10 protein-coding genes are annotated in these 16105 nt (G+C 42.9%); all 10 read left to right on the top strand.

Annotation, left to right across the window (positions count from 1 at the left end):
- The first annotated feature begins 116 nt into the window (after positions 1-116).
- Positions 117-3368, top strand: a complete 3252-nt coding sequence (locus VL121_RS04080) for a PVC-type heme-binding CxxCH protein (RefSeq protein ID WP_325402431.1) — start codon at positions 117-119, stop codon at positions 3366-3368.
- Positions 3369-3884: 516 nt separating this feature from the next.
- Entirely contained in the window at positions 3885-5168 is a 1284-nt protein-coding gene (locus VL121_RS04075; RefSeq protein WP_325402429.1) for a Gfo/Idh/MocA family protein, read from the top strand.
- A gap of 603 nt (positions 5169-5771) precedes the next feature.
- Positions 5772-6218 (top strand): winged helix-turn-helix transcriptional regulator, encoded by a 447-nt coding sequence (locus VL121_RS04070; RefSeq protein ID WP_325402427.1) that lies wholly within the window; start codon positions 5772-5774, stop codon positions 6216-6218.
- 118 nt (positions 6219-6336) lie between these two features.
- A complete protein-coding gene (locus VL121_RS04065; RefSeq protein ID WP_325402425.1) occupies positions 6337-6861 on the top strand; it encodes an RNA polymerase sigma factor in 525 nt (174 codons plus the stop codon).
- A gap of 53 nt (positions 6862-6914) precedes the next feature.
- Entirely contained in the window at positions 6915-8012 is a 1098-nt protein-coding gene (locus VL121_RS04060; protein ID WP_325402423.1) for a FecR family protein, read from the top strand.
- 33 nt (positions 8013-8045) lie between these two features.
- The gene (locus VL121_RS04055; RefSeq protein ID WP_325402421.1) at positions 8046-11102 is read left to right on the top strand and encodes a SusC/RagA family TonB-linked outer membrane protein; all 3057 of its coding nucleotides are present in this window, start codon (positions 8046-8048) and stop codon (positions 11100-11102) included.
- Positions 11103-11128: 26 nt separating this feature from the next.
- Positions 11129-12643, top strand: a complete 1515-nt coding sequence (locus tag VL121_RS04050) for a RagB/SusD family nutrient uptake outer membrane protein (RefSeq protein ID WP_325402419.1) — start codon at positions 11129-11131, stop codon at positions 12641-12643.
- A 17-nt stretch (positions 12644-12660) separates the two neighbouring features.
- Positions 12661-13542, top strand: coding sequence for a PKD domain-containing protein (locus VL121_RS04045; RefSeq protein ID WP_325402417.1), 882 nt, complete (start codon positions 12661-12663; stop codon positions 13540-13542).
- A 33-nt stretch (positions 13543-13575) separates the two neighbouring features.
- Positions 13576-15126, top strand: a complete 1551-nt coding sequence (locus VL121_RS04040; protein ID WP_325402415.1) for a DUF4832 domain-containing protein — start codon at positions 13576-13578, stop codon at positions 15124-15126.
- A gap of 9 nt (positions 15127-15135) precedes the next feature.
- Entirely contained in the window at positions 15136-16068 is a 933-nt protein-coding gene (locus VL121_RS04035) for an alpha/beta hydrolase (protein ID WP_325402413.1), read from the top strand.
- Positions 16069-16105 lie beyond the last annotated feature (37 nt).

Below are 16105 nucleotides of genomic sequence, written 5' to 3'. Positions count from 1 at the left end.
TTCACTGCAAATTGTATATACATTTTGCAATATCAGAGGAACTCATTTCCTTTTCTTTTTACTACGATATAAAATGAGCGCTGTGCAAAATCCTGAAAATTAAACTTAACATCATTATGATAAAAAAGCACGAACATCGTTATTCTTACCCCATATGGTTATCCTGTCTTTTTCTTTTATTTTCCTGCTCCACAAAAGTGCGTGTAGTTCACCAACTTAACCCTCAGCCCAACAGCCACATTGTTTTTATAGGAAATACTTTTGCAGAAAGATTGCAGCACTATAATTATTTTGAGCCGTTATTATATGCAGGTTTCCCCGACCGGAATCTTACGGTAAGAAATCTGGGATGGAGTGCGGATGAGATCAATATCCAATCCCGTCCGCTAAACTTCCCTTCCCAGGATGAATACCTGGCAAAGCTGAAAGCGGATATTATTTTTGCCTGCTACGGTTTGAACGAAGCGTTTAAGGGACCCGACAGCCTTGACAGTTTTAAACAACAGCTATCCGCTTACCTGCAGCACATACAACAGCAAAAGTATAATGGCAATACAGCTCCTGAACTTATACTGGTATCTCCCATTGCTCATGAAAAGCTGGGTGGTTTTTTGCCCGACCCGGCAGAACATAATAAAAACCTGGAACTATATACCAATGCCATGCAGGAAGTGGCCAAACAGTTGAACGTTCCTTTCATCAATCTTTTTGAACCAACAAAAAAATTAGAAGCAGGCGCCGACTCCATAACCATTAACGGTATTCATCTTAACGATAAAGGATACAAAGCGGTAAGTGAGCTAATGGCGAAATCATTAGGGCTTCCGGCTTCAGCATGGGAGGCCGGCAACCATTCTGTCAATCTGAAAAAGCTCATTGATCAAAAAAATAAGCAATTCTTCTATTTGTACAGGGCGGTAAACAGCGAATACATTGTGGGCAGGCGCAAGGAACCCTGGGTGCAGCCGCCCGGCGGACCAATCTCCTATCCCGGCGAACTGGCGAAATTAAACAACATGATTACCCGGTTAGACAGTATTGTGTGGGGCCAAAGCAAAACAGATGATGCCGGTCATTTTGTACAAGCGGATAAAATATTAAATGACACCACTCAGTTTACGCCAATAGATAAAGCGGCGCTTACAGCACCATCCACAGACCAGTTTATGTTACCGGAAGGATACGAGATCAATCTCTTTGCTTCCGAAGTTGATTTCTCTATCAGCAATCCTGTAAAAATAACATTCGATCCGCAAGGCAGGCTGTGGGTCGCGGATATGGCTTCCTACCCTCAATACCTGCCTGGGGCACAACCCAATGATAAAATTGTTGTGCTGGAAGATAGCAATGGCGATGGCATAGCAGATAAAGAAACCATTTTTGCGGATAGCCTGTATATGCCCACCAGTATAGAACTGGGCAACGGAGGCGTATATGTATCGCAGCCACCGAATATCTTGTTTTTAAAAGATACAGACGGGGATGGAAAAGCAGATCAGAAAGAAATCATACTGCATGGGTTTGGAACGGAAGACGTACACCATTCCATAGATACCTATACCTGGGGACCAGACGGCGCACTGTACTGGCATACAGGCACCTTTTTACATTCGCAGGTGGAAACACCCTATGGCCCCCGGCGGAGCGACTATGGCGCTACCTGGCGCTTTGAACCGCTTACACAAAAATTAGAACCCTATGTTTCCTATCCCTATGCCAATCCGTGGGGAAACGTATTTACCCGCAATGGCACCCAAATTATAAGCGATGTGTCTACCGGCATGAATTATTTCGCGCCGCCGCTTACGGTAGCCACCAGCTATCCGCTGAAATTAACCGGCATGAAAGATTTTTTAACATCGGCCGTAAAACCCAAAACCTGCGGAACCGAAATCATTTCCAGCAATAACTTTCCCGATGGGGTTCAGGGCAATGTGCTGTTCAACACTTTCATTGGTTTCCAGGGTATCAAACAGCACCGCCTGCACGAAGATGGCAGTGGTATTATAGCGCATGAAACGGCGCCGTTACTGCAATCCACGGATCCCAATTTCCGCCCGGTTGACCTGCAGTTTGGCCCCGATGGCGCCTTGTATGTAGTGGACTGGTATAACCCAATCATTAATCATGGAGAAAGAGCATTACGCGATCCGCTGCGCGATCATACGCATGGGCGGATATGGCGGATTACCTATAAGCATAAAAAAATATCGCCCCCTGTTGATCTTACCAGGCTTTCTATAGAACAATTGCTTGATCAGCTTAAAGCATACGAAGACAGGCTGCGGTACAGAACCCGGACGCAACTCAGGCAACTGCCTGCTGAAACGGTTGTTCCTGCTTTACAAAAGTGGCTCGCTGCACTTGATGTTAACGACAAAGATTATGAGCAGAACAGACTTGAAGGTTTATGGGTATACCAGCAATTCAATTTGCCGAACGAAAAATTGCTGAACGAATTACTGAAAAGCAAAGATCAGCATATAAGAACCGCTGCTACCAGGGTGCTATTTTACCGGAGAGACGCTATAAAAGAGGCAGAAGTTAAACTGATTAGCTTATCGCAGGACAGTTCGGCTAATGTAAGATTACAGGCTATTATATCATTAAGTCATTACAATACGGAAAATGCACTAAACGCTTTGCTGGGAACAACAACATTGCCGGTGGACTATTATATTGATTATGCTTTAAAGCAATCGTTCAGGCACTTACAACCCGTGTGGATGGCTATGTTTAAAAAGGATAAGAACTTTTTGGCCAACGAGCCTGCAAAAGCCGCTTACCTCTTAGGCTCACTTTCTAATGCGAAAGAATTACAGGTTCCCGGCTTTATCACCGATGATCCTGCATGGCCGAAATATGGATACAAAGCGCTTACAGACGATGATTACAACCAGTTAAAGGACGTGATAGCGGTAACTGCTTTCAGAAAAAGCCTCCGGGCTCCTGCTGAAGAAACAAAGACTGCCGGAATTTCCATTCCCGGAAAAACAGTGATCCGTTTAGCCGCGGTACCTGCCAGGATGGCCTTTGATAAAACATCCATCACTATTGCTGCAGGCAGTGAGATTGCACTGATCTTTGAAAATACGGATGGTATGCCGCATAATGTAGTGATCATTAAACCCGGCAGCTCCGAAAAAGTAGGCCACGCGGCCGAAGCCATGGCGGCGCAGAAAGACGGTTATGAAAAAAGCTTCGTGCCCAAAATCCCGGAAGTGCTGTTTGCAACGCCATTAGTGAACAGCGGTAAAAATTTTCGGCTTGATTTTAAAGCACCTGACAAGCCCGGTGAATATCCTTTCATTTGCTCTTTCCCCGGTCACTGGCAAACTATGAAAGGCGTGATAAAAGTGGTGAAATAGACTGTTTACATTTATAGCATTAGTCGTTTAAGCTGTGAGAACTTTAAATAATATAGTGGTTTTGTTTGTACAACTGTTACTTTCAGCTTTGTCGCGGCCATGTATCGTTAATTTATCCATTGCCTTGTGCTATAATACTTAAAAGAGCCGATTTAGATTAGCGGTTTGAACCAGATGCCTGCAATAGACATCCTGTCGGTGAGGTCACAGCACTACAAAAGCTGCATCAGGGAACAAGCACGAAAACGGGCAGTAATCCCTGCCAGCCCCGTCCGAACGGCTCATCCGGACAGGCGGCAGGCTGGGTTTTCGTGTGCCTTTTTTTTTCTTTTTTGGGCAAGCAAAAAAGAAAAAAAAGAAATACGTCTTTTAAATGCTTAGCTTTTAAAATGAACAACACCATCCGTTAACCTTAGCCAGGGTTATAGCAGATTTATCACGGATAAAAAATGATGATAACCATTTCTTTCTTAAGTTTAAAGAAATTTTCATCTTCCTTACTTTTAAAATGCTTGTATGAGCCACAATTTCAGCCGGAGAAAATTCATTAAAACGGTAGGCATGGGCGCCGCGGGTTTTGCCATTTTACCTTCATTATACAGTAAAGCCGCGCCCAGCGATAAGCTGCGCATAGCGCATATCGGGCTGGGCGGCATGGGTAACGCTCATATGAAATGGTTTGCCGGTATTCCTGAACTAGATATTGTGGCCCTTTGTGATGTGGATGAGATACACCTGGGCAATACATTAAAAACCCTGCAGGGCCTTCACCCGGATACGAAGGCACAAACCTACGGCGATTTCCGGCATATCCTCGACAGGAAGGATATAGACGCTATTACCTGTGCAACGCCGGACCACTGGCATGCCACCATTGCATCGCTTGCATTCCAGGCAGGAAAGGATGTATACGGCGAGAAGCCGCTTTCGTATGATGCCAGGGAAGGACAGATGATGTTAAAAAACGCCAGCCGTTATAACCGGATTTTCCAGATGGGTAACCAGATCCATGCAGGAGATAATTTTCACCGCGTGGCAGAGATCATTCAATCCGGCGCCATAGGAAAAGTGCACACGGTTCGGTTGTGGAAAACAGGCGCTCCGCCCGATCTCGGCTCGCCATCACCCGAACCCATACCCTCCACGCTCAACTGGGATATGTGGCTCGGCCCCGCTCCTTACACCGATTATATTCCGGCAAAATGTCATTTCACTTACCGCTACTTTTTAGATTATTCCGGCGGTGTGTTTGCCGACTTCTGGTGTCATATAGCCGATATCGCATTCTGGTCTTTACGACCCGGGGGATTAAAAAGCATCAGCGCCAAAGGCGAAGCGCCATCCGGTATAGCAGATGCGCCCAAATGGATAGATGTAGATTATGCATTTGACGGGTTGAACATACACTGGACATCGGAAGCGCCCGATGTACCGGGAGCGGCTAAACGTGGAATAGGCGCTTATTTTGAAGGTGATAAAGGAACACTGATCTGCGATTATGACTCCAGGGAAATCACCATCAATGGCGAAACGGTTACCGACATTCCGGAAATACCGAAAAGCATTCCGCGGTCGCCGGGTCACCAGCAAAACTTCGTAAATGCGGTTAAAGCAAGAACCCAGCCCGAATCGAACCTGGCCTATGCCCGCGAACTAACACTGCCTATGCACCTGGGCCTCATTTCTTACCGCCTTGGCCGGCCGTTGCAATGGAATGCGGCCAAAGAAAAATTCATCGGCGACAAAGCAGCCAACGCATTGCTTTCAAGAAAGCCGAGGAAGAAATGGGATCTGGTGTAAGGGAAAAAGCGGAAGCGGAGCAGTGAGTGAACAGGTGAGTGAGAAAAGAGGGAGGTGAGTGGTGAAATTATCAGTTCATCGTTAGTATGCTTTAGCTGACAGCTCATAGCTGATGGCTGACAACTCAGAGAAGCAAATAAACAGCGTTAATATTTTATTTTACAGCAAAAGTTTCAAAACAGTAAATGCCGGTTTTATTAAAAGAAAATAAAAACACGGAACTAAAAAACTTAAACTGATCAGTAGCAATCAAATAACCAATGCCGCATGGTTGCTTTTTGGCAAAGGGAATATAGGTTACAATGTACATTTGGGCAGGTTCAAAACGCCTACCCATATTATTGATGATAAGATGCTGAATGGCGCGCTGTTTAGAACAGTAGAAGAAATTATGCAATACCTGGTTGCACACATAAAGGTGCATTTGAAATTAAAGGAATACCTACACAAAGGGTAGAGATTTTTGAATATCCTTTGCCTGCTTTACGTGAAATAGCCCTTAACTGCCTTATTCATAGAGATTACCGAAGTCCGATAGACGTTCAGATAAAATTGTTTGATAACGATGTATCGTTTTTCAACCCCTGAAAATTGTTGGGCAACTTGACTTTGGAAGACCTGAAACGCGATAACTACCGGGCATATGCAAGGAATAAACTTATTGCGGAAGCTTTCTATCTTACAGGGGATATAGAAAAATATGGCAGCGGCTTTTTGCGGATACGTGAGGAGATAGCTACTTATCCAACCATGAATCTGATCGTAGCCGAAATTCCGAATGGTTTACATGTAGCTTTATCCTATACCCGGCAAAAGACAGGAACGAATATCCTAAACGTGAGTGAAAACGTGAGTGAAAAGCTCTCGCCCAACCAGCAAAGAATTATCAATGCCATGAAGGATAACAAGAAAATAACCTACACAGAGCTATCAAAGCTTATAGGTATAGCACCAACAAATGTAGCGAGAAATATAAAGAAATTAATGGAGTCTAAAAAAATCACCCGCGTTGGACCTGCAAAGGGAGGGCATTGGGAAGTTGTAGATTGATATAAAGATTCTCTCAGAATGGCCTTGAAATATTAATTAGCTCCCAAACACTGATTTTTTTGGGTAACTTTGATACAGCCCGGTCAGTTACAGCGCCTGTATATTGAATGTAACCAAAATGAACCTGTTAGTCCATATAAGAAACGGTGACGAGTTTGCATTCCGGCAACTCTATGAGGCCTGTAAAGAAAAGGTGCTGAACTACTTCGTAAAAAAGATCAATAGCGGGCATGATGCAGAAGACCTCCTGCAAAACACCTTTCTGCGTTTATGGAAATACAGAAAGTCCTTATCCGATGATTATCTTATAGAGCAGCACCTGTTTCACATAGCCCGAACCGTTCTCATTGACTATATAAGAAAACAAAATAAAGTTCAGCTTATTAAGAAAGCCGCTGCTGAAATACCTCAATCCGCCCTTCCGCAGGAAACATTTTTAGAAAGTAAAGCCCTTGAGGGTATTCTGAAGAAAATGCCTGAGTTACGGAGAAAAGTGTTCATACTTCATAAAATGGAAGGCTATTCTTATAAAGAAATTGCACATAAATTATCCGTTGATGTAAAAGCAATTGATAACAATATCTCCCGTGCATTAAAACAAATCCGTAAAGCGCTGCTCCTGCTTTTTATTTATTTTTTTTAAAGTGAGGAGTTTTTCACTTCCCTGCGTATATCTTCTGTATACACCCAACTGAAATGGAAATTACGCATCAGTTAATTGAATCTTTTTTCAATCACACCTGTACTTCTGAAGAAGCCGCTGCCGTAGCCAGGTATCTTATCAGTAACCCTGACATAGCGGAGAAATATATTTCTGCTGATGAATGGGATGCTATCTCTGACACATCTTCCCGTACCCCGGAGTTTTGGGAAAAACAATGGAAAGCAATCGAAATAAAAAGAACAAAAACAAAACGGATTATGCTTACCATTACCCGGTATGCTGCCGCCGCAATCATCATCTTTATGATAGGCGCGGGAATACATCATTTCTATTTAAACCAGCCTGCAAACCATATAGTCCATAACCAGGAAAAGGTAAAAGATGAGTTGCAGATCGTAGAAAATAAATGGCAAACGATACAGGTAGTATCCTTACCCGATGGCTCGGAAGTGGAGTTAATGCCGGCATCCACGCTGTCCTACCATAAGAATTTTGTTCTGAATAAAAGAGAAATTACGTTAAAAGGAGAAGCTGTTTTCCAGGTGGCCAAAGACTCATTGCATCCCTTTATTGTTTATAGTGGCAATATCAGCACTACCGCATTAGGTACAAAATTCAGGGTGGTGTGTACGAATACGGACGGCGATGCCAGGGTTTATCTCTATGAAGGAAAAGTAGTTATCCAGTCATTACATAAAAATAAAATTCAAAAAACATATTTATTGCCCGGTGATGCGCTGAGCTATAACAGCAGCAAGGGTATTGTTCAGGTTGAACACGGGCAGCAAACAGCCAAAACGCCATTGCACACAAAACAGAAAGGAACGGGTACCGGAAATCATGATGATGCTTCGGCGTCAGATCAGCACAGATTGCAGCAAAGCATTTCGGTGAACGTTCCGAGGTGGTACAAATTTGACAAAGAATCGCTATCCAATGTATTTGACCAGCTCGCAGACATCTACAATGCGAAGATAACATACGGGAAAGCAGGATTGGAAAACAAGTACTTTATCGGAAGGTTTGATGATACAAAGTCGCTGCCTGATATTTTGAAAACCATTGCTGAAATAAATGACCTGACAGTAGAACGCATAAGCGCATCCCATTATATTATCAAAAAGAAATAAAAATCTATTCCATTGCCATTTAAAATCTATAGTATGATGCAAAAAATATTTTTATCCCTAAAGTCAATTCTGCTTTTTGCATTTTTTAGTTTAATCATTGAAAATGTAACAGGGCAGAATATCAACAAAGTAACCGGGCTTGTTAACAATGTTCAGGGAATAGCTATACCGGATGTTTCGGTAACCTTAAAGAATATTACCACCGGCTTCTCTGCCGGTACGGTTACAGACGCTTCCGGCAAATTTTATTTTAATAATGTACCACAGGGTGGACCCTATAGCTTTGAAGTAAGTGTTGTAGGATATGAAACCGAAACCTTATCGGGATATACCATCAAAAGCGGAGATGAACTTTCTCTTCTTTTTACAATGAAGTCATCACTGATCAACTTAAAAGAAGTAGTTGTGGTAGGCTATACCTCAAAGCGCAGGGAAGAAATGACAAGTGCTGTTACAACCATTTCATCAGACAAGCTGAAAGATGTAACTACCAATGACGTTGGTACCATGTTGCAGGGAAAAGTTGCCGGACTGCAGGTGGTAACCAGTTCAGGAGCGCCTGGCGCCGCCTCAGAAATCAGGCTCCGCGGCATTTCTTCTATTAATGCCTCTCAGGATCCTTTATATGTTGTGGATGGTATTATTGGAGGCAGTTTTGATCCGAATGATGTGGAGACCATTTCCGTATTGAAAGATGCCGGTGCAACTGCTATGTATGGATCACAGGCAAACGGAGGCGTTATTATTGTTACCACCAAGCAGGCGAAGACAGATAAAACGCGATTTGAAATAAGACTATCCAGTGGAATGAGGCAACCGGATTTTGGCAAAATGCAACTGATGAATGGGAGCCAGTTATATGAATACCAGAAAGAATTTTACAGGGACTATATACCCGGCGAGAATGACAATTCCTACAAAATTGATTTGATGAAGTTTTATCGCGAAAGGCCTTTAGCGTTAAGAGATCAGAATTACAGTTGGCCGGATGCCATTTTTAAAAACGCACCCTTGCAGAACTATTATTTTTCCGCAAGCGGAAAAACCAACAAAGCAGATTATTATGTAGGCCTCAGCTATTATAATGAAAAAGGAACTTTCCGGAACAGCAATTTTAACCGGATCAATTTGCGTGCAAATTCAAAGTACAGGTTTTCCGGCAAAATTTCTCTTACCAATAATATTAATATTAGCGCATCAAAAGGAAAGAGCTATGATTATATGGATGTTTATTACGCCTATCTGAATTTACCCTGGGACAATCCGCATGATTCCCTCGGCAGTCCGGTTTATGTAGACGGAGCATCCCCGTTTAAATGGTGGTCAAGAGATAAGATCAATCCGCTGCATACTATTGACCATTCTAATTATCCGTATCGTGGATTAGATGTAAGCTATGATATGGTTTTTGACTGGAAGCTCACAGACTGGCTCACCTTTTCAAGCTCAAACCGGCTCGGAGGCAATACTTCACGCAGCACACGGTATATTGACAGGTACGCGGCAGGAACCTATCACGACCAGGGCTATCTGAATGAGCAGGCCTTCTGGGGCTATGGTGTAGTGAGCAACAATTTATTAAGGTTCAATCATACTTTCGGTTACAATCATAAGATAAGCGGGGTGGCTGGCTACGCATGGGAAGGAGGCTGGAACGAAACGATGGGAGCAGAAGGAAAAGGCTTGCCTCCCGGTTTAAAGGTTTTGGATGTGCTTTCCGGCAACCTGCTGGTTAACGGAGCTAATTCCGAACAATATATCAGCTCTGTTATTTCACAGGTTAATTACAGTTATGCCGACCGTTATTTTTTGTCGGCATCCTATCGTGTTGACGGATCATCCGCATTTCCGAAAAGCAAAAGGTTCGGTTCTTTTCCTGCAATATCGGCAGGCTGGCTGCTAAGCAATGAAGCGTTCATGGAAAATACAGCCGCCATCAACCTGCTCAAACTGCGTGGAAGCTGGGGAATAACCGGAACACAGGATATCGGCGCATCCAGGTACCTTGGCCTGTATGCATTAAATTACCAGTATAATGGAAACAGCGCGGCAATACCCTATCAATCTCCCAGTCCTGATTTATCATGGGAGGCAAAACATCAGTTAAACGCAGGATTAGATATCGGTCTCTTTAAGCGCATTGATCTTACTGTAGATGTATATCAGAATACTACTAAAAACCTGCTTTTACAAGTTCCTCAACCGCTTTCTGTTGGCTTTGAATACAAATGGGATAACGTAGGGGAGATCATCAATAAAGGCGTTGAAGTTTCACTGAACACAAGGAATATCACTACGAAAAACTTTGAATGGAATACCACTTTTAATTACAGCATGAACAGCAACAAGCTGAGGAATTTACCAACGCAATTAGTTAAAACAGGATCCTGGGCCATTTCTCAGATCTACAGAAATGATGGTAACCTGTATGAATTTTACATGCCGAAATGGCTGGGCGTTGATCCCAATACCGGTTCTCCTTTGTGGGAAATAATCAACAGGGATGCAGACGGAAAAATTATCGGCACGGAAGCTACAAACGATTTGAACAAAGCAACCATGCAGGAAGTGGGCTCTGCATTGCCCAAATACATGGGCAGTATCACCAGTTCCTGGCGGTATAAAAATTTCACGCTGAGTGTAAACGCATACTATCTTGGAGGCAACAAAGTGTATAGTAATAATCTGCGCTTTGTGATGAACGATGGGCATGAGCCTTATTATAATCAAATTGTGTTGCCCGGTGATTATGCTATTTGGGGTAAGCCGGGTGATATAGCATCAAATCCAAGTCCGCAAAATTCGGCAAACTCCAATCTTACGTCAAGCCGGTTTTTAAAAAACGGCAGCTTCTTCTCTGTCAGAAATATCAACCTGTCTTATGAGCTTCCGAAACATATAATCCAACATATTAAAATGGAGGGCGTTGTTATTTCTTTGAGTGCCGACAATGTTTATACATTTACCGGTTTCCTCGGGCAAGACCCACAGACAACCATTGTTTCGGCTGACTACTCCACACCCGGCGTTTCAGATTTTAAATATCCGAACAACAGGCAATATATGTTGAACTTAAATTTCAGATTTTAATTTTTGAAAATATTAAAACTTTAGAAATGAAGCACATCATCTTATATATATCCATTCTTACAGCAATGGTTTTAACGGGCTGCATAAAAGAAGTTCCCACCAGCAATGCTATTACCGATGACAATATTGTTACTTCCCTTGAAAACCTGAAATCTGCAGTAAACGGAGGCTATTCGCTGTTTAAAGATCATCTTCCTTTTAACGGCCAGGCCGATGATAACCTGATGTATCTGCGGCAATATTTTCAAATGTCCGATTTTGCAAGCGATGACATTGTGTGCGGGCAGGTTACTGAAGATCCCTTATTCAACAGCTTCACTTACGGACATACCCCCTTGCAAACTAATTCCAGGTATTTCTGGTATGTTTCCTACAAAATGGTCAGCGGTATGAATACGGTAATAGCGGCTATGGAAAATCAAAGCAATATTGATGCTGCCTCCGCACAACTTTTGGGAGAATGTTATTTCCTACGTGCCCTTGCGCATTTTAACCTTGCAAAATTTTATGCGCTTCCCTATACCGTCAATCCGGATGAACCGGGTATTATCTTAAGGCAGTCCATTGACGATCCCTCGCAAAAAGCAAGATCAACCATTAAGGAGGTATACAACGCGGTTATTGGGGACGCAAAAAAAGGCGCTGAGCTGATGAACCAGCCGAGAGGAAATACTTATGCATCAAAGGAAGCCGCTTATGCGCTGCTCTCCAGGGTGTATCTGTATGAAGGAAACAGCGACAGCACAATATTCTATTCAAATGAAGTCATCAATTCAGGAAGATATGCTTTGGAAACAGCAGATAGCTACCCTCATTTATTTGCGAACGCAAAAACAGCCGCTGAAACTATTTTTTGTATAGCGTTTACAGATAAAGAAGACTATGGAAAATTCGGTTCCATAGCTTCCATGATTTATTCTGATGGCAATTCAGGCTGGGGTGAAGAGTTTGCTTCCGAATCATTACGAAAGGTGATGGAAGAACATGCGGAGGATGTGCGGAACAGCTATATTGTTCCTTTAGAAGATGGCAACGGGGATATCCAAAAACTGAATGGCATTGACATTTATTATATTACCAAATTTTCCTTCCAGGATGGCAGCCCCACACTCAGTTCTCCCATTATGTTCCGCCTGGCAGAAATGTACCTGAATCGTGCAGAAGCCTATGCCCAAAAAAATGATATTACCAATGCATTGAAAGACATTGATGAAATACGTAAAAACAGGGGGCTGGAAGCTTCTTTGTACAACGGAACGGTACCGGCGGGTATGACCTTATTAGAAACCGTGTTGAAAGAAAGGCGTATGGAACTCGCTTTTGAGGGCCACCGGACTTTTGATCTGTTCCGAAATAAACTGAACCTGAACAGAACGTATTGGGGATACCATATACCCGGATTAAAGGAAACGGACATTAATCCTTCCGAAGAACCGGTCAATTATCAAAATACCCTTATAACCTGGCAGGATCCTAAAATCATATATTTCATTCCTGTTGATGAAATTGAAACCAATAAATTATGTATTCAAAATCCATAATCTGAAAATTTTAAATTATGCAAAACATAATAAAAATAAAAGGACTCATCATTGCCATAGCTGTTCTGATCCTGGCATCCTGTAAAAAAAATGATGCAGACCCACGACCGGAAATTGATGTCATTTTTACGACTGTCATTGACGATTACACGGTTAGTTTTGATAACCAGACTAAGGGTGGCGTATCCTACAAATGGGAGTTTGGCGATGGCGCAACATCAACAGAAGCAAGTCCTGTGCACACCTACGCAGGCAAAGGAAAATATGTTCCTACATTATACGTAACAACCGCTTCCGGAAATAGGATAGAAGGATCAACCGTTCTGCGAATTTCCAAATCTTCCCCGGTTAAGCTGGATGACGATTCTTTTGATGACTGGAACGATGTAACCAAATATGGCTTTACTTCCTCAGCCCCATCTAATAGCGTGCGCGCTGCTAAATTCGATTATGATGGATCTTCCATCTATTTCTATTTTGAAATGACACGCACTTTAAGCGATAATGACGTGTTTGATTTTTATATGGATACGGATGACAATCCCGCTACCGGTTACGATTTATCGGGCAGTTTTCCGGGAGCAGGCGTTGACGTATTGATGGAAGGACAGATACTGGGCGGAGCAGACGCCTGGGCAGATATTCTATACCATGCAGGACCGGGAAATGGGTGGAGCTGGGATGGACAATCCATTACAGAAGCGTATGCGTTAGGCACAGCAAAAAAAGAAGGAATACTTACAAAAGTTGAAGGAAAGTTTGACAGAACAAAACTGAAGGGAATGACGGGTAAGGCCATCAGGTTCGGAATTATTTTAACAAAAAATGACTGGAGTGCATCCGTGGGATATATCCCCGATAATGGCAGCCCCGCTATCAGAATTGATATGACGGAATAGGAATTATTGATTGTCTCATTCCATTCAACTATTATGGAAAATATTCTCCGAAGATCCCATCGTTTAATCTTACCTGCGTGTATAATCAGCGTCACTATTTGTTTTAGCAGGTGCGATAAAGTGGAGACACCGGTTTATTACCAATATCCGCCGGCAGATACAGTAGTGTACAAAGAGAGTACAGAAGACTTTCCCAATCCGGAACGGGGGTTTTATACCTATTCTGAAACGAGCGCTGATAATTATCAGTCACTTGCTGTAAATGAATTGAAGCAACAACGTGAGCTGCAACAGGCAGGTGATGGCAATTATAAAATATACAGTACGCTTACTTTCCGGTATTTTATTTTAAAAGGGTTTACCAATAAACCGCTGTCGGCCGAACTATTGGAAAAAATTAAAAATGATTTTTCGATTGCCCGGAATGCAGGGGTGAAATTGATCCCAAGATTTGTATACAGCAGCGCTACCCGGGCAGGCAATTGCCCCGAAGGCTTTGTTTGCCCTCCATACGGCGATGCGCCAAAGGAAATGGTGTTGAATCACATCAGCCAGTTAAAACCTGTTCTGCAGGAAAATGCCGATGTAATAGCTGTTTTGCAAATGGGCCTTATAGGCATTTGGGGCGAAAATTATTACACCGATTTTTTTGGTGATGCCTCTTCTAACGGGCAGGGCAAACTGCTGGACGAGAACTGGAGGAACCGTTCTGAAGTGTTAAAAGCACTGCTGGACGCATTGCCTGCCGACAGGATGGTGCAGATACGCTACCCGCAGTTTAAGCAAAGGTTTGTATATGGGGTTAATGCGCCAACAGATGCTGAACCGCTGTCTGAATCTGAAGCATTTTCAGAAACAAATAAAGCCAGGATCGGACTTCACAACGACTGTTTCATTTCCGGCCCCGATGATATAGGCACTTATGCAGATTACGGCAATTCATCTTCAGACAGAACCGGCGCTACTGCTTCGTTAAGATCTTTTAGTGAAAAAGACAACCGGTATGTGGCGGTAGGCGGAGAAACATGCGATGATGCTTACAGTCCGGAAAACAATTGCGAAAATGCCGGTATAATACAAACAGAACTGAACCGGATGCATTACAGCTATTTGAATTCCGCTTATAACAACCAGGTAAATAATCTTTGGGTAAGTGGGGGCTGTATGGAGGATATAAAGAAGAACCTGGGTTACCGGTTTGTTCTTATCAATTCAATATTTCCTGAAGAACCGGTAAAAGCGGGAATGCAGTTGCCAGTAATCATCAATTTAAGGAATGTTGGCTATGCTTCACCCTTTAATCCCCGAACAGCAAAGCTTGTCTTCAAAAAAGGCGCTGAAGAATTTGTATATGACCTGGGATCTAATGTTCAAAAATGGTTTACCGGAGATATTAAAATTGCGGAAAGAATTTTAACAGATAAAAATATGCCGGCCGGTGAATATGATGTATATCTTTATCTGCCCGATACATATCAAAGTATTGGTAACAAACCTGAATATGCTATCCGGCTGGCAAATGATGATGTTTGGGATGGAATATCGGGATATAACAATTTGAAAACAAGCGTAACCATCAACTAACATACCCGGATGATAAAAAATATTTCAGCCAAAAGCAGATCAATTTCCTTTTTAATAACAGCGCTGCTTACCGGCAGCTTCTGTTTCGCACAACAGGAAATTCCTTTGTACACCGGGAAAATCCCCAATGCAACAGGCGCAGCAAATGAAGAAAACAGAAAAGCGAATGAACTGGTAGATTCCCTCACATTTAATGTATCCGTTCCAACGCTTACGGTTTTTCTTCCACCTAAAGATAAAGCGAACGGTACAGCGGTTATTATTTGCCCGGGAGGCGGCTATCACGTGTTGCTTACCAAACGTGAAGGAACCGATGTGGCCCGAACCTTTAATAAACTGGGCGTAACTGCTTTTGTGCTGAAATACCGGCTGCCTGATAATAAAACCATGAAAGATAAATCTATCGGGCCTTTGCAGGATGCACAACGCGCCATTCAACTCGTTCGGCAAAAAGCCGGGCAATGGAATATTGATCCGCAAAAGATCGGTATCATGGGTTTTTCAGCAGGAGGACACCTGGCTTCCACAGCAGGTACGCATTACCGTGAAGCCTTAATTGAAAATACAAAAGGCGTGAGTCTTCGTCCGGACTTCATGCTGCTGATTAACCCGGTAATTAGTTTTACAGATAGTATAGGACATACAGGATCACGAAACAACTTACTGGGAGATGCTCCCACGGAAAAACAAATCTGCCTCTATTCAAATGAATTGCAGGTTGACAAAACTACGCCTCCCTCTTTTTTAGTACATTCCAATGCCGATTCAGTAGTTCCGGTAGCCAACAGCCTTTCTTTCTATTCCGCACTTCAGCATAATGGCGTAACCACCGGACTGCATATTTATGCGAAAGGTGAGCACGGTTTTTTAACCGCTCCCTCCTTTGATGAGTGGTTTGGCAGGTGTATATACTGGATGAAGGAAATGGAACTGATGCCTTAAGTGTAAAGGTTTGAGTAATTTTACAGCAGCGGAGGCA

This window comes from Agriterribacter sp., from assembly GCF_035497235.1.
Lineage (GTDB): Bacteria > Bacteroidota > Bacteroidia > Chitinophagales > Chitinophagaceae > Agriterribacter.
Note: the sequence above shows the minus strand (reverse complement) of the source record. Positions and strands in the feature narration are given on the sequence as shown.